19 protein-coding genes and 1 tRNA gene are annotated in these 22734 nt (G+C 69.4%); 9 read left to right on the forward strand and 11 right to left on the reverse strand.

Annotated elements, in window-relative coordinates:
• Positions 1 to 26 precede the first annotated feature (26 nt).
• The 4 genes from egtA (at position 27) to egtD (ending at position 4219) form a co-directional block, all read left to right on the forward strand.
• Positions 27 to 1226, forward strand: coding sequence for an ergothioneine biosynthesis glutamate--cysteine ligase EgtA (gene egtA, locus Q5696_RS05705; protein WP_305094237.1), 1200 nt, complete (start codon positions 27 to 29; stop codon positions 1224 to 1226).
• Positions 1223 to 2458 carry an ergothioneine biosynthesis protein EgtB gene (gene egtB / locus Q5696_RS05710; RefSeq protein ID WP_305094238.1) on the forward strand — a complete coding sequence of 412 codons (1236 nt, stop codon included), beginning with the start codon at positions 1223 to 1225 and terminating at the stop codon, positions 2456 to 2458. The genes egtA and egtB overlap by 4 nt, the downstream gene beginning before the upstream one ends.
• On the forward strand, positions 2459 to 3193 hold the full coding sequence (egtC, locus tag Q5696_RS05715) for an ergothioneine biosynthesis protein EgtC (protein WP_305094239.1): 735 nt from the start codon (positions 2459 to 2461) through the stop codon (positions 3191 to 3193).
• Between the two features lie 66 nt (positions 3194 to 3259).
• Positions 3260 to 4219, forward strand: coding sequence for an L-histidine N(alpha)-methyltransferase (gene egtD / locus Q5696_RS05720; RefSeq protein ID WP_305094240.1), 960 nt, complete (start codon positions 3260 to 3262; stop codon positions 4217 to 4219).
• Positions 4220 to 4221: 2 nt separating this feature from the next.
• Here the strand turns inward: egtD and Q5696_RS05725 are convergent, their stop codons facing one another.
• The 6 genes from Q5696_RS05725 to Q5696_RS05750 form a co-directional block, all read right to left on the reverse strand.
• A complete protein-coding gene (locus Q5696_RS05725; RefSeq protein WP_305094241.1) occupies positions 4222 to 4710 on the reverse strand; it encodes a GNAT family N-acetyltransferase in 489 nt (162 codons plus the stop codon).
• Between the two features lie 19 nt (positions 4711 to 4729).
• Positions 4730 to 5407 (reverse strand): hypothetical protein, encoded by a 678-nt coding sequence (locus tag Q5696_RS05730; RefSeq protein WP_370654868.1) that lies wholly within the window; start codon positions 5405 to 5407, stop codon positions 4730 to 4732.
• Positions 5408 to 5580: 173 nt separating this feature from the next.
• The gene (locus Q5696_RS05735) at positions 5581 to 6207 is read right to left on the reverse strand and encodes a DUF2461 domain-containing protein (protein ID WP_305094243.1); all 627 of its coding nucleotides are present in this window, start codon (positions 6205 to 6207) and stop codon (positions 5581 to 5583) included.
• Positions 6208 to 6268: 61 nt separating this feature from the next.
• Positions 6269 to 7249: a ribose-phosphate diphosphokinase gene (locus Q5696_RS05740; protein ID WP_305094244.1), complete on the reverse strand. Its 981-nt coding sequence runs from the start codon at positions 7247 to 7249 to the stop codon at positions 6269 to 6271.
• Positions 7246 to 8724, reverse strand: a complete 1479-nt coding sequence (gene glmU / locus Q5696_RS05745) for a bifunctional UDP-N-acetylglucosamine diphosphorylase/glucosamine-1-phosphate N-acetyltransferase GlmU (protein ID WP_305094245.1) — start codon at positions 8722 to 8724, stop codon at positions 7246 to 7248. The genes Q5696_RS05740 and glmU overlap by 4 nt, the downstream gene beginning before the upstream one ends.
• 170 nt (positions 8725 to 8894) lie before the next feature.
• Positions 8895 to 8965 (reverse strand) — tRNA-Gln (locus Q5696_RS05750).
• Positions 8966 to 9150: 185 nt separating this feature from the next.
• On the opposite strand from Q5696_RS05750, the gene Q5696_RS05755 reads away from it, so the two are divergent.
• Genes Q5696_RS05755 through Q5696_RS05765 form a run of 3 tightly spaced genes read left to right on the forward strand, consistent with a single transcriptional unit; the run spans position 9151 to position 14115 of the window.
• A complete protein-coding gene (locus tag Q5696_RS05755; RefSeq protein ID WP_305095148.1) occupies positions 9151 to 9741 on the forward strand; it encodes a TetR/AcrR family transcriptional regulator in 591 nt (196 codons plus the stop codon).
• Between the two features lie 11 nt (positions 9742 to 9752).
• On the forward strand, positions 9753 to 13448 hold the full coding sequence (gene mfd, locus Q5696_RS05760) for a transcription-repair coupling factor (RefSeq protein ID WP_305094246.1): 3696 nt from the start codon (positions 9753 to 9755) through the stop codon (positions 13446 to 13448).
• Positions 13449 to 13497: 49 nt separating this feature from the next.
• Positions 13498 to 14115, forward strand: coding sequence for a nucleoside triphosphate pyrophosphohydrolase (locus Q5696_RS05765; protein ID WP_305095149.1), 618 nt, complete (start codon positions 13498 to 13500; stop codon positions 14113 to 14115).
• Positions 14116 to 14122: 7 nt separating this feature from the next.
• Here Q5696_RS05765 and Q5696_RS05770 read toward each other — a convergent pair whose 3' ends face one another.
• The 5 genes from Q5696_RS05770 to efeU form a co-directional block, all read right to left on the reverse strand.
• The gene (locus Q5696_RS05770) at positions 14123 to 15730 is read right to left on the reverse strand and encodes an ABC-F family ATP-binding cassette domain-containing protein (RefSeq protein ID WP_305094247.1); all 1608 of its coding nucleotides are present in this window, start codon (positions 15728 to 15730) and stop codon (positions 14123 to 14125) included.
• Positions 15731 to 16020: 290 nt separating this feature from the next.
• Positions 16021 to 16764: a class I SAM-dependent methyltransferase gene (locus Q5696_RS05775; RefSeq protein WP_305094248.1), complete on the reverse strand. Its 744-nt coding sequence runs from the start codon at positions 16762 to 16764 to the stop codon at positions 16021 to 16023.
• A gap of 109 nt (positions 16765 to 16873) precedes the next feature.
• A complete protein-coding gene (gene efeB, locus Q5696_RS05780) occupies positions 16874 to 18130 on the reverse strand; it encodes an iron uptake transporter deferrochelatase/peroxidase subunit (protein ID WP_305094249.1) in 1257 nt (418 codons plus the stop codon).
• The gene (gene efeO / locus Q5696_RS05785) at positions 18114 to 19244 is read right to left on the reverse strand and encodes an iron uptake system protein EfeO (RefSeq protein ID WP_305094250.1); all 1131 of its coding nucleotides are present in this window, start codon (positions 19242 to 19244) and stop codon (positions 18114 to 18116) included. Before efeO ends, efeB begins: the two co-directional genes overlap by 17 nt.
• Before the next feature lie 25 nt (positions 19245 to 19269).
• Positions 19270 to 20124: an iron uptake transporter permease EfeU gene (gene efeU, locus Q5696_RS05790; protein ID WP_305094251.1), complete on the reverse strand. Its 855-nt coding sequence runs from the start codon at positions 20122 to 20124 to the stop codon at positions 19270 to 19272.
• 147 nt (positions 20125 to 20271) lie between these two features.
• Between efeU and Q5696_RS05795 the strand changes: the two genes are divergently transcribed.
• Together Q5696_RS05795 and eno are read left to right on the forward strand one after the other, a co-directional pair.
• Positions 20272 to 21126 (forward strand): lytic transglycosylase domain-containing protein, encoded by an 855-nt coding sequence (locus Q5696_RS05795; RefSeq protein ID WP_370654869.1) that lies wholly within the window; start codon positions 20272 to 20274, stop codon positions 21124 to 21126.
• A 137-nt stretch (positions 21127 to 21263) separates the two neighbouring features.
• Positions 21264 to 22550 carry a phosphopyruvate hydratase gene (eno, locus tag Q5696_RS05800; RefSeq protein ID WP_305094253.1) on the forward strand — a complete coding sequence of 429 codons (1287 nt, stop codon included), beginning with the start codon at positions 21264 to 21266 and terminating at the stop codon, positions 22548 to 22550.
• The last annotated feature ends 184 nt before the right edge of the window (positions 22551 to 22734 follow it).

Genomic DNA, 22734 nt, shown 5'->3' on the forward strand with positions numbered 1-22734 from the left:
CGGCCCACTCCCGAGGGGAGGATCGCATGGTTGTCGCAGCACCGTCCGCCGGCCTCACCTCGCGGCCGGCGGCCGAAGCGTACATCGGCGGGGTGTGTTTCAAACTGGGTCCGCCGCGGCTGATCGGTGCCGAGGTCGAATGGCTCACGGCGTGCGACGGACCGGATTCCGCCCGCCCCGACCTCGGTGCGATCGCCGCCGCTCTCGGCCCCCATGCGCCCCGTTCCCTGGTCCCCGATTCCCCCGCCCGGCCCCTGCCGTCGGGCAGTCTCGTCACCGTCGAACCCGGCGGTCAGATCGAACTCTCCAGCGCGCCACACCCTGATTCCGCGGCGCTGTGCGACGCTCTCGCTTCCGACGAATCCGTCCTGCAGGACCTGCTCGCGGCCCGGTCGATCAGCATGATCTCGGTGGCCGCCGACGCCGGTCGGCGCGCGCACCGGCTGCTGCGACTGCCCCGCTACCGGGCCATGGAGGACCGCTTCGAGAGCATCGGTCCGTTCGGCAAGCTCATGATGTGCAACACCGCCGCCGTCCAGGTCAGCGTCGACGCCGGAGCCGACCGCGACGACGTCGCGAGGCGGTGGGGCGTGCTGCACTCCGTCGGTCCCGCCCTGATCGCGGCATTCGCGTGTTCCCCACGGCTGCACGGGATTCCGCCGGGGGAGTGGGCGTCGCAGCGGATGCGGACGTGGCTCGAACTGGATCCGGCCCGCACGGCTGGTCCGGGGGACGTGTCGGCCGATCCGATCACCGACTACGCCCGATGGGTCCTGGACGTTCCCCTGCTGTGCGTCCGACGCGACGGCCCGTGCTGGGACGCGCCACCGGGGGCGACGTTCGCCGACTGGCTCGGCGGCGGCCTCGACGATGCTCTCGGCCGCCGGCCCACCCACGACGACCTCGACTACCACCTGACCACGGTGTTCCCTCCGGTGCGGGCAATGGGGCATCTCGAGGTGCGGTACCTGGACATGCAGCCCGGTAGCCGTCGGCGGCTGCCGATCGTGGCACTCGAGGCCTTGCTGCGGGCACCGGACGTCTCCGCTGTCACGGCCACGACCCGTGGCTGCTGGCGGGACGCGGCCCGTGTCGGTCTCCGCGACCGCGAACTGCGGTCCGGTGCGGCGGCGGTACTCGAGCTCGCGGCCGAGTACGCGGTGGATCCGGGGGCGGCGGCGGAGCTTTCCACCGAGGCGCGACGATGCCGGAAGGAGACACGATGAGCGGACTGCGAGAAGAATTGGCGGCGGCGCTGGCGTGGGCCCGGCAGCGCAGCACCGTCCTCACGATCAGCGTCGACGATGCGGACCTCGTCGCGCAGCATTCGCCCCTGATGAGCCCACTCGTGTGGGACCTCGCGCACATCGGGAACCAGGAGGAGCTGTGGCTGGTGCGCGACGTCGGCGGCCGGGAACCGGTCCGCCACGACATCGACGATCTGTACGACGCGTTCAGACACCCGCGCCGGACCCGGCCGGCTCTACCGCTGCTGGGGCCGGACGAGACACGCCGCTACGTTGACGAGGTGCGCGACAAGACGTGGGACATCTTGGACGCCAGCACGTTCCGGGGATCGCGGTTGGTCGAGGACGGATTCGTGTTCGCGATGATCGCGCAGCACGAGCAGCAGCACGACGAGACCATGCTCGCGACGCACCAGCTGCGGCTCGGGCGTCCGGTACTGACGGCGGAACCGGTACCGTCCGCCGTCGCGGCGGGCGATCCCGGTGAGGTCGTCGTTCCTGCAGGGGAATTCGACATGGGGACGAGCAGCGATCCGTGGGCGCTCGACAACGAACGGCCCGGACACCGGGTGTTCGTCGACGCGTTCGCGATCGACACCGTGCCGGTCACCAACGGTGACTACGCGGTGTTCGTCGCCGAGACCGGTTCCGAGGCACCACAGTTCTGGATCGACGACGGCTGCGGCAACTGGTGGCGGCGACGGTTCGGGGTGCTCGAGCCGGTGCCGCCGGACGAGCCGGTGGTGCACGTGTCGTGGTTCGAGGCGAGCGCCTACGCGCGGTGGGCCGGTAAACGTCTGCCCACGGAGGCGGAGTGGGAGAAGGCGGCCCGCTGGGATCCGGTGACGGGTCGCTCCCGCCGCTACCCGTGGGGCGACGATCCGCCGGGACCCGAGCATGCGAATCTCGGGCAGCGACACCTCTCCCCGGCGCCGGTCGGCGCCTACCCGGACGGGGCGTCCCCGCTGGGAGTGCAGCAACTGATCGGGGACGTGTGGGAGTGGACGTCGTCCCCGTTCACCGGTTATCCGGGCTTCGCGGCGTTCCCCTACCGCGAATACTCCGAGGTGTTCTTCGGCGGCGACTACCGGGTGCTGCGCGGCGGTTCGTTCGGCACCGATCCGATCGCGTGCCGCGGCACGTTCCGCAACTGGGACCATCCGGTCCGCCGCCAGATCTTCGCCGGGTTCCGTTGCGCGAGGGACCTGTAGATGTGCCGGCATCTGGGCTACCTCGGCCCCACCCGGTCGGTCCGCGAGGTGATCACGGCCGGCGAGTTCTCGCTGCTGCGCCAGTCGTGGGATCCGCGGGACATGCGCGGCGGCGGCACCGTCAACGCCGACGGCTTCGGTGCCGCGTGGTGGGGGTCCGGGTCGACGATCTCGCGGTACCGCAGCGCGCAACCGATCTGGTCGGACCCGGTGCTGCCGGAGATGCTGTCGCGGACACGGTCCCATGCGATCGTCGCCGCGGTCCGGTCGGCGACCGTCGGGATGCCCGTCGAACGCAGCGCGTGCGCTCCGTTCGTGTCCGGGCACTGGGCGTTCAGCCTCAACGGGCGGATCGCCGGATGGCCCGAGACGATGACCGAACCGGCACGCCGCCTGCCCGTGCTCGACCTCCTCGGTCTCGAGGCCCCCACCGATTCGGCGTTCGTGTGGTTGCTCGTGCGGGACGCCCTGCGTGAGCACAGCCCGGAGGTGGCGCTCATGCAGGTGACGTCCCTGATTTCCGACGCCGCCCCCGGCTCCCGGCTCAACATGCTGCTCGGCGACGGCCGGCAACTGTGGGCCACCACATGGGACCACTCGCTGTCCGCGCTCGTCGACGACGACCGTGCCGTCGTCAGCTCCGAACCCTACGACCGCAACCACGAATGGAAGGCGATCCCCGACGCGCATCTCGTCACCGCCCGGCCGGGACACCTGATCTCGACGCCGTTGTGAAGACGCCCCCGTGAAGACGCCCCCGTGAAGACGCCCCCGCGAAGACGCCACTGTGAAGGAGCCCCCGTGAGCGCACCGACCCTCGAAGTGCACATCACCCCGGAGCAGCTGGGCGCGGCGCTACGGGCCGACGTCGCCCACGGGCTGACGGCGTCCCCGAAGTGGCTGCCGCCCAAATGGTTCTACGACGCCCGCGGCAGCGAGCTGTTCGAGCGGATCACCCGGTTGCCGGAGTACTACCCGACCCGGACCGAGCGGGCACTGCTCGAACGGTATGCGGGGGAGATCGCCGCGGTCACCGACCCGCGGATCCTCGTCGAACTCGGATCCGGGTCGTCGGAGAAGACCCGACTGCTGCTGCGCAGCCTGCCCGGACTCGAACGGTACGTCCCGCAGGACGTGTCCGAGACCGCGCTGCGGGACGCGGCCCGCCGGACCGCCGACGAGTTCCCCGGCATCGAGGTGCACGGGGTGGTCGGCGACTTCACCGAGTCGCTGCACCACCTGCCCACCGGCGGCCGGCGCACCATCGCCTTCCTCGGCGGCACCCTCGGCAACCTGGTGCCCGACGAACGACGGGAATTCCTGTCCGGGATCGCCGACGTCCTCGACGCGGGAGACCACCTGCTGCTCGGAGTGGGACTCGTGACCGATCCCGCGATCCTCGTCCCGGCGTACGACGACGCGGCCGGGGTGACCGCCGAGTTCGACCGCAACGTGCTGTCGGTTCTGAACAAACAGTTGGGCGCGGACTTCGAACCGGATCGGTTCCGGCACGTCGCCGTGTGGGATCCGGTCGCCGAATGGATCGAGATGCGACTCGAGGCGACCGACGAGATGACCGTCCGCATAGCGGATCCGGGCTTCGACGTGACGTTCGCGGCCGGGGAGCAACTCCGGACCGAGATCTCCGCGAAATTCCGGCTTCCAGGACTCCGCGACGAATTGCGGACCGCGGGATTCGGCGAGGTTCGCACCTGGACCGACGCCGACGAACGGTTCGCGCTGGTGTGCGCGCGGCGGTGACGTCAGAGCGTCAACTGCAGATACGTCATGTCGAGCCAGCGACCGAACTTGCGGCCCACCTCCGGCATCCGGGCGACCGTGACGAACCCGAACCGCTCGTGCAGTGCGATCGAGCCGGTGTTCGACGATTCGACACTCGCCACCATCACGTGCAGGCCGGCGTCGCGGGCCCGCTCGACGAGCGCCGCCATCAGGGCTGTGGCAACCCCGCGACGATGATGGTCGACGTGCACGTACACCGAGTTCTCGACGGTGAACCGGTACGCGCTGCGCGCCCGCCACACCCCGTACGACGCGTATCCGGCGATCCGGCCGTCGACGTCGGCGACGAGGATCGGGAAACCCGCGCCACGACGATCGTCGAACCAGCGCCGTCGATCGCCGAGATCGGCGGGTTCCTCGTCCCAGATCGCCGTCGAATTGGCGATCGCCTCGTTGTGGATCTCGAGGATCCCGGGGAGATCACCTTCGACGGCGTCGCGGACGAGCATCGCGGTGTTCCTGCAGGCCCTAGGCGCCGGCGCTGCGGCGTGCCTTCTCCAGCGCCGCCAGCGTACGCAGGATGGTCGCCTTCTGTCCGTTGAGATCGTTCAGGCGAGCGCGTGCCGCCAGGCCCTGCGACGACTCCGCGAGCTGGATCTGGGCGTCCACCTTGGTCAGCTGATCGAGCAGACCGGTCACCCGCTCCTCGAGCGCGGCGACGTCCAGCTTCTTCGCCGGTGCGACCGCGGCCGTCGGGGTGGGGGCGGGGGTCGACGCGGTGCGCGGTCGTGCCGGTGCCTTCCGGGCCGGAGCCGCGTCCGCCTCGATCGCGGTCACGATACGAGCAGCCTTGGGGCGCAGTGACTTGCGAACCAGGGCCGGGTCCGGCGGCTCGGCCAGACGGATCCCGTTGAGGGCTGTACGGGCGTCACGCGCGGCGACCCGCCATTCGCGCTCCTCCTCGTCGTCGGACTGCAACGTGCCGCCGATCGGGCGCAGACCGTACATGCCCATGAACTTGCGGGCCTCGTCGATGACGGTCTCGTGCTCCCGGCACGTACCGCACCGCGGCTCGTTGCGCAGGTCCTCGATCGACTCGTCGCTTCCGCACCACACACACGACCCGGGAGTCCATCGGCGAGCCGATCGAGTGTTCGAAAAACTGGGAGCTGCGGCGGGGTTTTCCACGGTCTGCGCGTCGATCACGACGAGCCACATTAGGGCAACCGCTCGGCCGCGGCTACACCGAGGTCCCATTTTCCCACCGGTCGTGACCAAACTCATTGCCGGACGGAGACGGGAACGTGAAGAAACAGGCAAAGTCTTGTGCCACACGCGTTCTCCGAAGCGGCCCGGCATCGCGTCGCGCTGCCGGAGTGTTACGCCGACGTGGCGGTGAACCAGTCGACGAGAGGGCGCAGCGTCCGCCACGCGTCACGGACCCGGTCCGCGGCCTCGGCTGAATCGAGCCAGTCCGGGCACCCCAGGTGCACACCGGCCGACAGGGTCCGATGCCGGAGCAGATCGAGACGCGGATGGGCGGGATCGGTACCTCGCGGGCGGGTACGCAACCGGTCGCCGTCGATGTCGTAGCCGGACCGCTTCAGGGCACGCACGGTTCGCTGCAGGGCGCGTCCCCGGCGATCGTCGTCGACGGCTGCACGGTAGCGGGCGAGCTGGTCGGGAGTGGAGGAGTAGAAGCCGCCGGCCACGAACAGGCCGGACGCATCGATCTGGACGTAGAAACCCACCCCGGGGCAGGTCTCGACGACCCCACCCTGATGGGTCTTGTACGGCGTCTTGTCCTTGGAGAAACGGACGTCACGGTACGGGCGGAACACCTTGCCGGAACCGAACTCCGACTCCAACTCGTCGAGCAGCGCCACCATCGGTGCACGCACGGCGGTGTCGTAGACGGAACGGTGGGACGTCCAGAAGACCTTGGAATTGTCGGCCTCGAGGTCCTCGTAGAAGTCCAGGGCGGTGGTCGGGAAGCCGGTGAACACGAGGACGAGGCTACGCCTGTGCGCCTGTCGGTAGCTGGAGCTGCCGACAGGCGCAGAGCGTCTAGGCGATGCCGTTGAACAGCGAGGTCACCGAGCCGTTCTCGAAGACTTCCTGGATGGTGCGGGCCAGCAGCGGGGCGATCGACAGGACGGTGAGCGTCGGGAAACGCTTCTCCTCGGGGATCGGCAGCGTGTTGGTCGTGATGACCTCCTTGGCGCCGCAGTTCGCGAGACGCTCGGCTGCCGGGTCGGAGAACACGCCGTGGGTGGTGGCGATGATGACGTCACCGGCGCCCGCGTTCTTGAGGACCTCGACGGCGCCGGCGATGGTGCCGCCGGTGTCGATCATGTCGTCGATGAGGACGCAGGTGCGGCCGGCGACGTCACCGACGACACGGTTCGACTTGACCTGGTTGGGAACCAGCGGGTCGCGGGTCTTGTGGACGAACGCGAGCGGGGCGCCGTCGAGGGCGTCGGCCCACTTCTCGGCGACCTTGACGCGGCCCGCGTCGGGGGAGACGACGCAGATGTTCTCGGTGCCGTAGTTGTCGCGCACGTGGTCGGCCAGCTGGCCCTGCGCGTGCATGTGGTCGACCGGGCCGTCGAAGAAGCCCTGGATCTGATCGGTGTGCAGGTCGACCGTGATGATGCGGTCGGCACCGGCGGTCTTGAGGAGATCGGCGATGAGACGGGCCGAGATGGGCTCGCGGCCGCGGTGCTTCTTGTCCTGACGCGCGTACGGGTAGAACGGCAGGATCGCGGTGATCCGCTTGGCCGAGCCACGCTTGAGGGCGTCGATCATGATGAGCTGCTCGACGAGCCACTGGTTCAGCGGTGCCGGGAAGCTTTGCAGCACGAACGCATCCGAGCCGCGCACCGACTCCTCGAAGCGGACGAAGATCTCGCCGTTCGCGAAGTCACGCGCAGTCTGCGGCGTGACCTTGATGTCGAGCTCCTTGGCGACCTGCTCCGCCAACTCGGGGTGTGCGCGGCCCGAGAAGAGCATGAGGTTCTTCTGCACGTCGCTGGATATCGCGCTCACTGGTCTTCGCCATCCTTTTGTTCTTGCCGATCGGTTTCTTGCAGTACTGCTCGTTGAGCTGCCTCGGCAGCGGGAGTGCCGGGACGATTGCGCTGCACCCATCCCTCGATGTTGCGCTGTTTGCCGCCGGAGACGGCGAGCGCCCCCGCCGGCACGTCGTTGCGCAGCACGGTTCCGGCGCCGGTGTAGGCGCCGTCACCGACCTGCACGGGTGCGACGAACATGGTGTCGGATCCGGTGCGCACGTGGGATCCGACGATGGTGCGGCTCTTGTGGACGCCGTCGTAGTTGACGAACACGCTCGACGCCCCGATATTGCTGTGCTCGCCGATCGTGGCGTCCCCGACGTACGTCAGGTGCGGGACCTTCGAGTGGGCGCCGATGTCGGCGTTCTTGGTTTCGACGAACGCGCCGAGCTTGCCGGACGCGCCGAGCACGGTACCGGGCCGCAGGTAGGTGAACGGGCCGACGGTGACACCGGCGCCGAGTACCGCGTCGTCGCCGTGGACGCGGATCACCGATGCGCCCGCACCGACCGTGACGTTCGTGAGTGTCGAGTCGGGGCCGATCACGGCGTCCTCGCCGATCGTGGTGGTGCCGCGCAGTTGCACGCCCGGGCGCAGCGTGACGTCCCGTTCGATCGTGACCTCGACGTCGATCCACGTGCTCGACGGATCCTCGACGGTGACCCCGGCCCGCATGTGGCGTTCGAGGACGCGGCGGTTGAGTTCCCCGGCGAGCGCGGACAGCTGCACGCGGTCGTTGGCGCCCGCCACCAGAATGCTGTCCGAGATGTGTTGGGCTCGAACGATCTTCCCCGCGCCTCGGGCGATCGCGACGACATCGGTGAGGTACAGCTCGCCCTGTGCGTTGTCGTCGCTCAGGGAGGACAGGGCGTCTCGCAGCGTGGCCGCGTCGAACGCGTACACCCCCGAGTTGACCTCGGTGATCGCGCGCTGCGCATCGGTGGCGTCGGCCTGCTCGACGATCGCCGCGACCTCGCCGTCGGTGGTCCGCAGGATCCGTCCGTAGCCCGTCGGGTCCGGGGCCGTCGAGGTGAGCACCGTGACCGCGGCCGCGGGTGCCGCGGTGTGCGTGTCGATCAGCGTGCGCAACGTGTCGGCGTCCAACAGGGGGACGTCGGCGGCCGTCACCAGCACGGTGCCGTCGAAGTTCTCGGGCAGCCCGGTGAGCCCGCAGCCGACGGCGTGGCCGGTACCGTTCTGCTCCTCCTGCACGGCGGTCGCAACCGACCGGCCCAGTGCCTTCGCGGCGTCGTCGACGGCGGCGCCGACCCGGTCCCGGTCGTGTCCGACGACGGTGACCAGTTCGGTGGGATCGATCGCTGCCGCGGCATGCAGGGCGTGGGAGAGCATCGAGCGCCCGCCGAGGGTGTGCAGCACCTTCGGGGTCTTCGACCGCATTCGTGTCCCGGCACCGGCAGCAAGGACGATGACAGCGGTCTGCTGTGGCATGAAGCTCCCTCGAAGTCGATCTACGGTGAGCCGCTCTCGCGGCCGGAGTCGTCGCGCGTTCCGGGAAAGAATATCGCGAGGGGATACTGCCACGGCAACGCGTCCGAGACCAGTGACGTCGTGCATCCGTGCGGGGAATCACAACCGGACCGGGAAGTCCGAGCAAGAGGCTCCGCCGCCAGGACTCGAACCTGAACTATCTGAACCAAAATCAGAGGTGCTGCCATTACACTACGGCGGATCGCCGCGCCGGCGAGCTTGCCGTCGGCGGCGCGGGAACGATCCTCGCATGCCGACGCGCCGCGCGTCGAACTGCTCGGAGATTTTCGCTGCGGCGTGTCGGAAAGGACGGTCATTCGCGTGTCGCGACCAGCACGGGAAACCACGAACGAGCGCGCAGCGGGGGAGAAGGCGCCACGTATCCGCATGACGGGAACCCAGCGCCGGGAACAGCTGATCGAGATCGGCCGGGCCCTGTTCGCCGAACGCGGCTACGAGGCCGCGTCGATCGAGGAGATCGCCGCCCGCGCCCAGGTCTCCAAGCCCGTCGTCTACGAACACTTCGGCGGCAAGGAGGGCCTCTACGCCGTCGTCGTCGACCGTGAGATGTCGAAGCTGCTCGAGATGATCACGTCGTCGCTCACCCAGAACCGGTCCCGGATCCGGGTCGAACGGGTAGCACTCGCCCTGCTCACCTACGTCGAGGAACACACCGACGGATTCCGCATCCTCGTACGCGATTCGCCGGTGGCCGCGAAGGAAGGCACCTACTCGAGCCTCCTCAACGAGGCCGTCCGCCAGGTCGGGCACATCCTCGGTGGCGACTTCGGGCGCCGCGGCTTCGACCCCGACCTGGCACCGCTGTACGCGCAGGCCCTCGTCGGCATGGTCGCCACCACCGCCACGTGGTGGCTCGACGAGCGCACCCCGTCCAAGGAAGTCGTGGCCGCGCACCTGGTCAACCTGTGCTGGAACGGGTTGACGAATCTCGAGGCGAACCCACAGCTCGGCGGGTAGCCCCCGGTCCGATGTCGGGGTGCGCGCCTAGAATCGAGCGGTCTGCATTCACGACATCAGGAGCGCACTCGTTGTCTTCCACGCCGCCGTCCTCCACTCCTCTGGCCGGACTCGTCCGCACCGCACTGACCGACGGCGCCGTGGGGCAGGTGGCCGACGACATCGGCCGCGCCGGCTTCGACATCGTCGCCCCCAACGCAGCCCGGCCGTTCGTCGCGGCCGCGCTGGCAGCCCGGACACAACTGCTCGTCGTCACCGCGACCGGGCGTGAGGCCGACGATCTCACCACCGAACTGCGCGAGGTGATCGGCGACGCCGCCGTCCAGTTCCCGTCGTGGGAGACGCTGCCGCACGAACGGCTCTCGCCGAGCTCCGACACCGTGGGACGCCGACTGCACGTGCTCCGTCGCCTCGCACGCCCCGACGACACCGTCTACGGTCCGCCGCTGCAGGTGATCGTCACGACCGTCCGGTCGCTCGTGCAGCCGATGGCGCCGGGGCTCGGGGAGATCGAGCCGATCGTGTTCCGGGTCGGCGCCGAGTACGAGTTCGACGCGTTGATCGAACGATTGGTCGAGCTCGCGTACACACGGGTCGACATGGTCGGCAGCCGCGGCGAGTTCGCGGTCCGCGGCGGCATCCTCGACGTGTTCCCGCCCACCGCGGATCATCCGGTGCGCGTGGAGTTCTGGGGTGACGAGATCACCGAGCTGCGCGCGTTCTCCGTCGCCGACCAGCGGTCGCTGGCCGAACTCGAGGTCGGCACCGTCGTCGCGCCGCCGTGCCGGGAACTGCTGCTCACCGCACCGGTGCGGGACCGGGCCGCGCAGTTGGCCGCCGAGAACCCGGCCGACGCCGCCCTCGTGGAGATGCTCGACAAACTGTCCGCCGGTATTCCCGTCGAGGGCATGGAGGCACTGCTGCCCCTGCTGCAGCCGGGTGAACTGCAGCTGCTCACCGAGGTACTGCCCCGGCAGACCCACGTGCTGCTGTGCGACCCGGAGAAGATCCGCACCCGCGCCACCGACCTGGTGCGCACCGGGCAGGAGTTCCTCGAGGCGTCGTGGACGGCGGCCTCCCTCGGCGGCGCGGCACCGATCGACACGTCCGTGCTCGGCGGCTCGGATCTCGGGGCGTCGGCGTACCGGTCGCTGACCCAGGTGCGGGAGAACGCGGAGGCGCAGGGCCGGCCGTGGTGGACGATCAGCCCGCTCGCGTCCGGACGCGACGACGAACTGGTGCTGCCCGTGCAGCACGCCCCCGAGGTCCGCGGATCCGACGAACTGCTGTCGATGCTGTTCGTGAATCTGCGCGCACACGTCACCACCGGTGGGCGTGCCGTCGTCGTGGTCGCCGGCGGCGGCACCGCCAACCGGGTGCTCGAGCGGCTGCGCGATGCCGACGTCCCCGCCGGGGAACTCGCGCCGGGTGCCGAACCGGCCCGCGGACTGGTCGGGGTGCTGTGCGGCTCGCTGCACGAGGGGCTGGTGCTCCCGGGCGACGAGGGCGCCGGGGTCCCGGGCCTGGTGATCGTCACCGAGGCCGATCTCACCGGTAACCGGGTCGCGGCCGCCGGGGACGGCCGGAAGATGCCGGCCAAGCGCCGCAACCAGGTCGACCCGCTGGCGCTCACCGCCGGCGACATGGTCGTCCACGACCAGCACGGCATCGGCAGGTTCGTCGAGATGGTCGAGCGCACCGTCGGCGGTGCCCGTCGCGAATACCTCGTCCTCGAATACGCGTCGAGCAAACGCGGTCAGCCCGGTGACCGGCTGTTCGTGCCGATGGAATCCCTCGACCAGCTCTCCCGGTACGTCGGCGGTGAACTGCCGGCCCTGTCCAAGCTCGGTGGATCCGACTGGCAGAACACGAAACGCAAGGCGCGCAAGGCGGTTCGAGAGATCGCCGGCGAACTGGTGCAGTTGTACGCGGCCCGGCAGGCCGCACCCGGTCACGCGTTCGCCCCGGACACGCCGTGGCAGAAGGAGATGGAGGACGCGTTCGCGTTCACCGAGACCCACGACCAGCTCACCGTCATCGACGAGGTCAAGGCCGACATGGAGAAGCCGGTCCCGATGGACCGCGTCGTCATCGGTGACGTCGGCTACGGCAAGACCGAGGTCGCGGTGCGGGCCGCGTTCAAGGCCGTGCAGGACGGCAAGCAGGTCGCGGTGCTCGTCCCGACGACACTGCTCGCGCAGCAGCACCTGCAGACGTTCGCCGAGCGGATGGCGAACTTCCCCGTCAAGGTGCGCGGCCTGTCCCGCTTCACCGATCCGGGCGAGTCGAAGGAGATCATCACGCAGCTCGCGGACGGCGAGATCGACATCGTCGTCGGCACCCACCGGCTGCTGCAGACCGGGGTCCGTTGGAAGGACCTCGGTCTGGTGATCGTCGACGAGGAACAGCGGTTCGGCGTCGAACACAAGGAACACATCAAGGCGCTGCGCACCCACGTCGACGTGCTCACCATGTCGGCCACCCCGATCCCGCGCACCCTGGAGATGAGCATGGCCGGCATCCGGGAGATGTCGACGATCCTCACCCCGCCCGAGGAGCGGCACCCGATCCTCACGTACGTCGGCGCGTACGCGGACAAGCAGGTGGCCGCCGCGATCCGGCGCGAACTGCTGCGCGACGGCCAGGTGTTCTACGTCCACAACCGGGTCTCCTCGATCGACAAGGCCGCCAAGCGGCTCCGCGACCTCGTACCCGAGGCCCGGGTGGTGGTCGCTCACGGGCAGATGAACGAGGAAACCCTCGAGAAGACCGTGCAGGGCTTCTGGGAACGCGAGTTCGACGTGCTGGTGTGCACCACGATCATCGAGACCGGCCTCGACATCTCCAACGCCAACACCCTCATCGTCGAACGCGCCGACTCGCTCGGCCTGTCGCAGCTGCACCAGCTGCGCGGACGTGTCGGCCGCAGCCGCGAACGCGGTTACGCCTACTTCCTGTACCCGCCGGAGAAGCCGCTCACCGAGACCGCGTACGACCGGCTCGCCACGATCTCGCAGAACTCCGACCTCGGCGCCGGCATGGCCGTCGCGATGAAGGACCTCGAGATCCGCGGCGCCGGAAACGTATTGGGCGCCGAACAGTCCGGCCACGTCGCCGGCGTCGGATTCGACCTGTACGTGCGGCTCGTCGGCGAGGCCGTCGAGGCGTATCGCGCAGTCGCCGACGGTCGGCCCGTCACCACCGAGCCGGAGGTCAAGGAGGTGCGCATCGATCTTCCGGTCGACGCGCACATCCCGCCCGACTACGTCACCAGCGACCGGCTGCGGCTCGAGGGGTACCGCAAGCTCGCCGCCGCCACCGACTCCGACGCGATCGCCGCCGTGATCGAGGAACTCGTCGACCGGTACGGGCCGCTGCCCGAGGAGGTGCGGAGGCTGGTGTCGGTCGCGAAACTGCGCCTGCTGTGCCGCGAGTACGGGATCGAGGAGGTCGCGGTCACCGGCACCCAGCTGAAGGTCTCGCCGATGCAGCTGCCCGATTCGAAGCAGTTGCGGCTCAAGCGGATCTATCCGAGTGCCCAGTACCGGGCCACCACCGGCCTGGTGCAGATGCCGCTGCCGCGCGCCGGGTCCGGTGGTATCGGTGCAGACCGGTTGCGTGACGTCGAACTGCTGCAGTACATCGCCGACTTCCTGCTCGCGATGGACGGCAAGGCCGCCGGCTCGGTGGACGTGCACTGTGCCTGACACCGTGGGAGGAACACTGGGGGAGGCGCTGAAAGAAGCCGCCGCGGTCATGGACCGGCTGTGGCGGGCCGGGGGCTGGGAGACCACCCAGACCCACGATTCGCTGCGCCCCTACCTGCTCGAGGAAACCTACGAGCTGCTCGACGCGATCCAGTCCGGCGACCCGGTGTCGGTCCGGGAAGAACTCGGCGACCTGTTGCTGCAGGTGCTGTTCCACTCCCGGATCGCCGAGGCGGCCGGCGAGTTCACCGTCGACGACGTCGCCGCGGACCTGGTCGCGAAACTCGTGCACCGCAGCCCGCACCTCGCCGACGGCCTCGACGGGCCGATCGACATCGCCGAACAGGAACGGGCCTGGGAGGCCCGCAAGGCCGCGGAGAAGGCCCGGCAGTCCTGCATCGACGGCATCGCGTTGCAGCAGCCGGCGCTCGCGTTGGCGGAGAAGGTGATCTCGCGGGCCCGGAAGGCCGGGCTGCCGGACGACCTCGTCCCCGGTGAACTGCGGACGGTCCGGCTGGGCGGTGAGACCAGTGCCGAGGACGACCTCCGCACGGCCACACTGCGATTCGTCGACCGCATCCGGGCCGCCGAGTCCGCCGCGCACGCGGACGGTGTCGCGTGGGGCGGACTCGGGGCGGACGACTGGCGAACCTACTGGAGCAGCTGAGCGGCCATCAGCTGGGTGAATCGTTGTGGTGCTTCGCGATTCGGCCGTTCCCGTCGAGCTCCAGGGTCACGTCGATGCCGATCTTGCGCAGGAACTCGTAGTCGTGACTGACGATCACCATCGCACCGCGATAGGCGTCGAGCGCCTCGGCCAGTTGTTCGACGCTGGTGACGTCGAGGTTGTTCGTGGGCTCGTCGAGGACCAGTAGCTGCGCGGGTGGATCCGCCAGGAGCAGTGTGGCGAGCGACACCCGGAAGCGTTCGCCGCCCGACAGTGTCGCGACCGGTCGGTCGGCGGTACTGCCTCGGATCAGCAGACGCGCGAGCTGATTGCGGATCGTGCCGGCTGCTGTGCCGGCGGCGACCTCCTGGACGTTCTCGAGAGCGCTCAGGCGGTCGTCCAGGTTGTCGAGACGCTGGGGGAGATAACCGACGCGGTCCGTCGACAACACTGCCCGCACTCGATCCGGATCCCCGACCGTGCCGTGGACGAGGTGTTCGAGCAGCGTCGACTTGCCCGCGCCGTTGGGGCCGACGAGCGCGACACGTTCCGGACCCTGGACGACGATCGAGCGGTCGCCGTCGTGGAACTCGGCCAGTCGCCGGCCCCGTGGGACATCGGGGTCGGGGAGGTCGAGTCGGATGTGTTCGTCCTCGCGCACGCGCAGATCCGCAGCGTCGACGGCGGCCTGGGCGGCCTCGACCTTGGCGGCGAGTGTCGAACGCATCGATCCGGCGGACACCTGTGCCTTGCCGGCCCGGTTCCCCGCCAGGATCCTGGGGATCCCACCGTCCTTCTGCGTCTTCTTCGCGGTCCGTTCACGCCGGGCCAGTTTCGTCTCGGCTTCGATCCTCCGACGTTTCTCGACCTCGAGTGCCTGCTCGGCCGAACGCGCAGCCTGCACGGCCGCCGCCTGCTCCTGCTCGCGATACTCCTTCCACGCGCTGTACGGGCCGCCGAACACCTCGATCCGGCTGTCGTGCAGTTCGGCGGTGGCATCCATGTGCTCGAGCAGTTCCAGATCGTGACTGACGACCACGAGCGTGCCGGTCCAGTTGTCGACCATCTCCGCCAGTCGTGCACGCGTGGGCCGGTCGAGGTTGTTCGTCGGCTCGTCGAGCAGCGTGATCGGGGTGCGGCGGATCCGCAGGCCGGTGATGGCGACGAGCATGGCCTCGCCCCCGGATATCGTGGCGACCGGGCGGTCGAGATCGGCTGCCGTGAAGCCGATCTCGTGCAGGGCCTCGTCTGCGCGCGCCTCGATGTCCCAGTCGTCGCCGACCGTGTCGAAGTGTCGAGGATCCGGATCTCCACCCTCGATCGCCCGGAGGGCTTCGACGATCCCGCCGATGCCGAGGAGCTCGGCGACGGTCGAGTCCTTGCGTGCGGTCAGCGTCTGGGGGAGATGACCTACTTCTCCGACGGTGTCGATCCGCCCGGATGTGGGCCGGAGCAGCCCGGCCACCAGTCGGAGCAGCGTGGACTTGCCCGCCCCGTTGCGGCCGACGAGTCCGGTGCGCCCGGTGGTGAAGGTGCCGCTCACGCGGTCCAGCGCGACGGTGCCGTCGGGCCATTCGAAGGTGAGGTCTCTCAGGGTGATTGCGGAGGCACTCATGCGTTGCCGTCCCTTTCGTGGAAGGTTGCCGATCAGCGGGGCCGAGGGAACGACCGATCACGAGAGGTCACCGGGTAGGACGGACGTCGTCCGGCAGAGTCGACATCGCTGTGCACGCGGGATACGTGATCGGTGCGAGGCGGAAATGCCGGGATGGAGCCCGGAAAAGGGCATGGATCGTCAGCCGAGGCGCGGTCCGCGCCCGATCGGCAACGCCACCGGCAGTCCGGTGGCTAGATTCTGTCGACCTCGATGTCCATGAGCGGCACTTTATCAGCGCGCCCGGACGGTCACTGCTTGCGGCAGTTGAGGATGGCAGCGTGCGGTTTCTCCCAGTAGTCGCGCAGGAGGTGTGCTTCGGTGTCCGCCTCCGGTGTCCTCACCCGGGCATGGTCCATCCACTGGACCAGTTGGAATCCGGCAGTGTGCAGGGCGTCGTCGATGCTCGGTTTGTTCCACACATATGCGGTGACGGTGTCCTCGCCGGCTTCGCGGTTCGACGGGTCGAAGAGGTCGAGCTCGACGCGACCGCCGTCCCCGTCCGGACCGATCGGGGTCAGCCGGAAGCCGTAGCGCTCGTAGTACGACGGATCCCGGACGTAGTCGGGATGGATCGGCAGGGTGACGAGACGCCCGCCCGGACGGAGCGGCCGTGCCATCTGGGCACACATGTCATGGAGTTCGTCCCGGGTAGTGGCGTACGGCAACACGTACACGGCCAGGACCAGATCGAAACACCCCGCCAGATCGTCGGTGAGATCGGAGGTGAACGAGATGTCGCGGGGGCTGCTCGCTTCCTGTCGACGCGCATGGTCGAGCATGCCGTCGGAGACGTCGTAGCCGACCACCCGCCGTGCGCCCTGTTCTCTCAGCCACCGCGAGTACATGCCGTTGCCGCAACCGAAGTCGAGGACGTCACGGCCCTCGAGGTCGCCGAGTGCGGCCAGCACATTGGGGATCTCGAGGTGCCGTCTGAAGGGCCAGCTGGCCATTCCCTCGTAGAGGTCGGCGAGTTCGTCGAACTGGCTCTGCATGTGCGCCCCTTTGTCCGGATCGGTCCGATGCCGTCACCGTAGGGCGAAATGCGGTTACCCGCCGGTTCTGTCGAGGGATCGGTCCGTCGGCACCTACCGGCGGGGTTCCTCACGTGAACAGCGTCGACCCCCAGTAGTCGCCGTCACCGACTCCCGGCGGCACCGCGAAGACCGCGGACCCCACGTGCTGGATGTACTCGTTCAGTGCGTCGTTGCGGGACAGGTTCTGTTGCATCGGCACGAACTGTTTCTGTGGGTCGCGGCAGTAGGCGATGAAGAACAGTCCGGCGTCGAGGTGCCCGAAACCGTCGGTGCCGTCGGTGAAGTTGTAGCCGCGGCGCAGGATCTGGATACCGCCCAACTCCTCCGCCGACGCCAGCCGCACGTGGGCGTCCTTGTCGATGACGGGTTTGCCGCCGGCCCCCTTGGCGTCGAGTTGCAGATCGTCGAACTCGTCCTTGCGGCCCAGCGGTGCACCGCTGCCCTTGCTGCGCCCGAACACCCGCTCCTGCTCGTGCAGGGTGGTGCGGTCCCACGGTTCGATGAGCATCCGGATACGCCGGGCTACCAGGTACGAACCGCCCGCCAGCCACGGCTGGTCGTCGGCGCCGTCCACCCACACGTGCTCGTCGAGCGCGGCCGGGTCCTCGGCCTTGAGGTTGCGGGTTCCGTCCTTGAACCCGAACAGGTTTCGTGGCGTCGTCTGCGACGTCGACGTCGACGACGTGCGCCCGAACCCGAGCTGCGACCAGCGCACCGCCACCACGCCGAAGCCGACACGGGCCAGGTTGCGGACGGCGTGGACGGCCACCTGCGGGTCGTCGGCGCACGCCTGGATCGCGATGTCGCCGCCGGAGCGGGCCGGATCGAGGGCGTCGCCGGTGAACTTCGGCAGATCGGCGAGTGCGGCCGGCTGCTTGTCGGCGAGACCGAACCGGTCGACGCCGTCCCGGACGAACAGCGACGGCCCGAACCCGATGGTGAGCGTCAACTTCGACGCCGACAGGTCGAGGGCCTCCCCGGTGTCGGAGGGCGGGTGGTACTCGCCGGCCCCCGTCGCACCGTCCTCGGTGGCCTCCTCGCCGGCGGTCATCCGTTCGGCCATCGTGGTCCACGTCTGCAGCAGCGCCACCAGTTCGTCCCGCGACTCGGTGATCACGTCGAACGCCACGAAATGCATGCGGTCCTGTGCGGGCGTCACGATGCCGGCCTGGTGGGCGTCCCGGAACGCCACTGTGGACGACGGTGTTCCGGCCGGGGCGGTCGCCCGCCCGACGACGACACCGGTACCGGCCAGGACGGCGCCCGCCCCGACGGCACCGAACAGGCGTCGCCGCGAGATCTGCGTCTTATCCTGCGATGACACCCTGGACCTGGCTCACCTCGGCGGACAGCGCGTCGATCTTCTGCGACAGGGTCTGCCGCTGCGGTTCGGTGACGGTGTCGTACGACACGAAGCCGTCGCCGGCCCGGTACTGCGCGAGTTCGGCGTCGAGCTCGGCGAAACGCTGATCGATCCGCGCGGCGAGCTCCGGGTTGCGGTCGTCGAGGATCGGGCGGACCGCGGCGATCGCGGCCTGCGAGCCGTCGACGTTGGCCTGGAAGTCGTACAGGTCGGTGTGCGAGAAGATGTCCTCCTCGCCGGTGATCTTGGTGCGGGCGATCTCGTCGAGCAGTGTCTGCGCGCCGCCGGCCACCTGGATCGGATCCACCACGAAGTCGGGGGAGTCGACACCGTCGGCCAGTTCCTGCAGGTCGGCGAGCAGTCGGTCGGCGATGGCGTTCGTGTCCGGCTGCAGGCCGGTCACCCACAGGTCCTTCTCGAGCCGGTGGAAGCCGGTCCAGTTCCAGCCCGGTTCGACGTCGACCTCGCGCAGGTCGATGCGCGGATCGAGGTCGTCGGGGAAGCTCTCGGCGACCGGCTCGATGCGCTCGTAGTAGGTGCGGGTGAGCGGGTACTGCGCCTTCGCGGCGGCCACGTCGCCCGCCGCGATCGCTGCCACGAACGTCGCCGCGGTCTCCTGCAGTGCCGTGACCTGGCTGTCGATGTACCGCCGGTAACCGGCCGCGGCCTCGGCCAGCCGACCGTCCGCATCGGTGGCGGCCACCGAATCGCCCGTCACCGTGAACTCGGTGCGGATACCGTCGCCGACCATGCCCGGCTTGCACGCCGTGTGGTACGTCCCCGCCTCGGCGAGGTTGACGATGAGCTGACGCGTCAGACCCGGCCCGACGTTCTCGACCTCACCCATCACCCGGTCGCCCGCGCCGTACACGTAGAACTCGGTGACCTTCGCTCCGTTGTTGGTGATCGCGAACGTCGTGTTCCCGGTCTCGGCGGACGTCGCGGACACGTCGCACGTGGTGTCGGTGGCCGTGACGGTGACGGTGCCGTCGCTCGCGGCCGACTTGGACGTGCACGCGGCGAGGGCGAGGGGAGCGATCGCCAGCAGGGCGAGCGCGGAGGTGGTACGACGCACGGGAGGAACCTTTCGGAGGGATTCGCTAGGAAACGGTGACGGGCTGTGCCACAGCCGGTTTCGGTGCGACCGGCCGCAGGAACAGCGGCATCACGATCACGAGGTAGGCGACCCAGACGACCGCCTGCAGGACGGTCGGATCCGGGCGGAAGTTGAAGATGCCCTGCAGCACGGTGCCGTACCAGCTGGACGTGTCGAACACCGACGACGCGTCGAACGCGAGCGTCGAACCGCCGGGCAGCCAGCCCGCGATCTGCAGCGCCCGGACGCCGTACGCGAGGATGCCGGCGGCCACCACGACGAGGAACGCGCCGGTCCAGCGGAAGAAGCGGGCGAAGTCGATCCGGACGGCACCGACGTACAGCAGCACGGTGAGGACGGCGGCGGCAGCGATGCCGAGCAGCAGGCCGACCAGCGGCCACATGCTGCCGGCCGTGTTCTCGGCGTAGCCGACGAGCAGCAGCGCCGTCTCGACGCCCTCGCGGCCGACGGCGAAGAACGCCAGCGTCGCGACCGCGGCCGGGCCGACGGACAGGGCCCGTTCCATTCCCGTGCGCAGCTGCCCGGAGATCGAAGCGGCCGCGGTGCGCATCCACAGCACCATCGCGGTCACGATGCCGACCGCGACCAGCGACGCGAGACCGCTGATCAGTTCGGCGGCCGTACCGGTCACCGTCGACGTGCCGAAGTGGACGATCACGAAGATCGACGCGACCATCGCGACGGCCGCGCCGACGCCCGCCCACACCCATTTCAGGGCGTCGCGGCGCTCGGACTTGACGAGGAACGCGATCAGGATCATCACGACGATGCCGGTTTCCAGGCCCTCGCGGAGGCCGATGAGTCCGCTGCCGAACAGCTGTGTCGCGGTGGAGGGCATGGCGGGTACTCCTGGATCGAGTTGGAAACAGGGGTGAACCTAGCATCACCTAACTAACCGCGAAAACCGCCCCCACCTGGTCTTTTATGACCGTAATGCGGTTTTGGTCGCATTTCTGGCGAGCGTCGCAACCGTGCGGTCTGGATGATGGACGCCGTGACCAGACGCATGGTGATCGCCCCCGAGCCGCCGCGGGGATACCCGGGACCGCCGCCGCAGTGGCCCGACGGCCGGCCGCCGCGCCGTCGCCGGAGCCGACTGCGGACGTTCGTCGGGGCATCGTTCGCGATCGCGGTGGGTATCGGGGTGATCGCGATCGCCTCCGGCCTCGGCGAGTTCGACCAGGCCCGTCCGCGTATCGAGATCCCCGACGACATCCCGCCCGGCCCCGGCACGCCGCTCCCGCCGATCGACGTCGACGCCCCCGGCCGCACCGCGGACCAGTTGCGGGACTGGGCGACCCCGCTGTCCGGCACGCTCGGTATCTCGCCGACCGCGCTCGAGGCGTACGGGTACGCCGCCGCCGTCATGGCCCGTTCCCGCCCCGACTGCGGTATCGGATGGACGACACTCGCCGGGATCGCCGCCGTCGAGAGCAGGCACGGCACGTACCTGGGGGCCCGGGTGGCGGGCGACGGACAGGTGAGCCCCCCGATCCGCGGCATCCCGCTCGACGGCTCGCCCGGCGTCGCCGTGATCCCCGACACCGACGGCGGCGCCATGGACGGCGACCCCGTCCACGACCGGGCGATGGGCCCGCTGCAGTTCATCCCCGAAACCTGGTCGCGGTGGGGTGTCGACGCCAACGGCGACGGCATCGCCGACCCCGACAACATCGACGACGCCGCCCTCACCGCCGCACGGTATCTGTGCGCCCGCGGCGGCGATCTCACCACCGAGGGCGGTTGGCGGACCGCCCTCATGGCGTACAACCTGTCCGGCGAATACCTCATGGACGTGCGCGCCCGCGCGGCCGCGTACTCGGTGGGCGTCCGCCGGTGACCGAGCCGGCGACACGGTTCGTGCGCGCGTCCCGCCGACGGGAGTCGGTTACTGCCGTTACGCTCGGACCTGGCACTATTCATGCGGCGGCACAGGCCGTTTTCACCTGCACGTAAGACAATCAAGGAGAAGCATTCGTGGCCATCATTGAGCAGGTCGGAGCTCGCGAAATCCTCGACTCCCGTGGCAACCCCACGGTGGAGGTCGAGGTTCTGCTCGAGGACGGCAGCTTCGCCCGCGCCGCCGTTCCGTCGGGAGCCTCCACCGGTGAGCACGAGGCCGTCGAACTGCGTGACGGTGGCGATCGCTACCTGGGCAAGGGCGTCCAGAAGGCTGTCGAGTCCGTGCTCGGCGAGATCGCGCCGGCCATCATCGGCCTCGACGCGACCGAGCAGCGCACCGTCGACCAGGCCCTGCTCGACGCCGACGGCACCCCGGACAAGTCGCGTCTCGGTGCGAACGCCCTCCTGGGTGCGTCGCTCGCCGTGGCCCGCGCCGGCGCCGAGGCGTCCGGCCTGGACCTGTTCCGCTACGTCGGCGGCCCCAACGCCCACGTGCTGCCCGTCCCGATGATGAACATCCTCAACGGTGGCGCCCACGCCGACACCGGCGTCGACGTCCAGGAGTTCATGGTCGCCCCGATCGGCGCGCCCACCTTCAAGGAGTCGCTGCGCTGGGGTGCCGAGGTGTACCACTCGCTCAAGGCTGTCCTCAAGGAGAAGGGCCTGTCCACCGGTCTCGGTGACGAGGGCGGTTTCGCACCCGACGTCGCCGGCACCCGCGAGGCGCTGGACCTGATCGCCGAGGCGATCGCCAAGACCGGCCTGACGCTGGGCACCGATGTCGCGCTGGCGCTCGACGTCGCCGCCACCGAGTTCTACACCAAGGGCGAGGGCTACAAGTTCGAGGGCAAGATCCGCACCGCCGACGAGATGAGCGCGTTCTACGCCGAGCTGCTCGGCCAGTACCCGCTGGTCTCGATCGAGGATCCGCTGGACGAGGACGACTGGACCGGCTGGGTGTCGCTCACCGAGCAGATCGGCAACAAGATCCAGCTCGTCGGCGACGACCTGTTCGTCACCAACCCGGAGCGTCTCGAGGAGGGCATCGTCAAGGGTGCCGCGAACGCGCTGCTGGTCAAGGTCAACCAGATCGGCACGCTCACCGAGACCCTCGACGCCGTCGATCTCGCGCACCGCAGCGGCTACAAGACGATGATGAGCCACCGTTCCGGTGAGACCGAGGACACCACGATCGCCGACCTGGCCGTCGCGGTCGGCAGCGGCCAGATCAAGACCGGTGCCCCGGCCCGCTCCGAGCGGGTCGCCAAGTACAACCAGCTGCTGCGCATCGAGGAACTCCTCGGTGACGCCGCCCGCTACGCCGGCGACCTGGCCTTCCCGCGCTTCGCCTTCGAGGCATAAGCAAGCCGATGAGTCAGCGCGGTAGGTCGCGGTCGGGTCGTCCCTCCCCGGACGGGCGCCCCGATCGTCGTGGCGCGGGAACGGACCCGGGGTCTCGCCGACCCCGCCGGGTCCGTTCCGGCCCGCCTGCCGCATCCGCCGCCGATGCGGCGACCGACGCGACCGTCCCGTCCCGGGTCCGCTC

The organism is Prescottella sp. R16, from assembly GCF_030656875.1.
Classification (GTDB): Bacteria; Actinomycetota; Actinomycetes; order Mycobacteriales; family Mycobacteriaceae; genus Prescottella.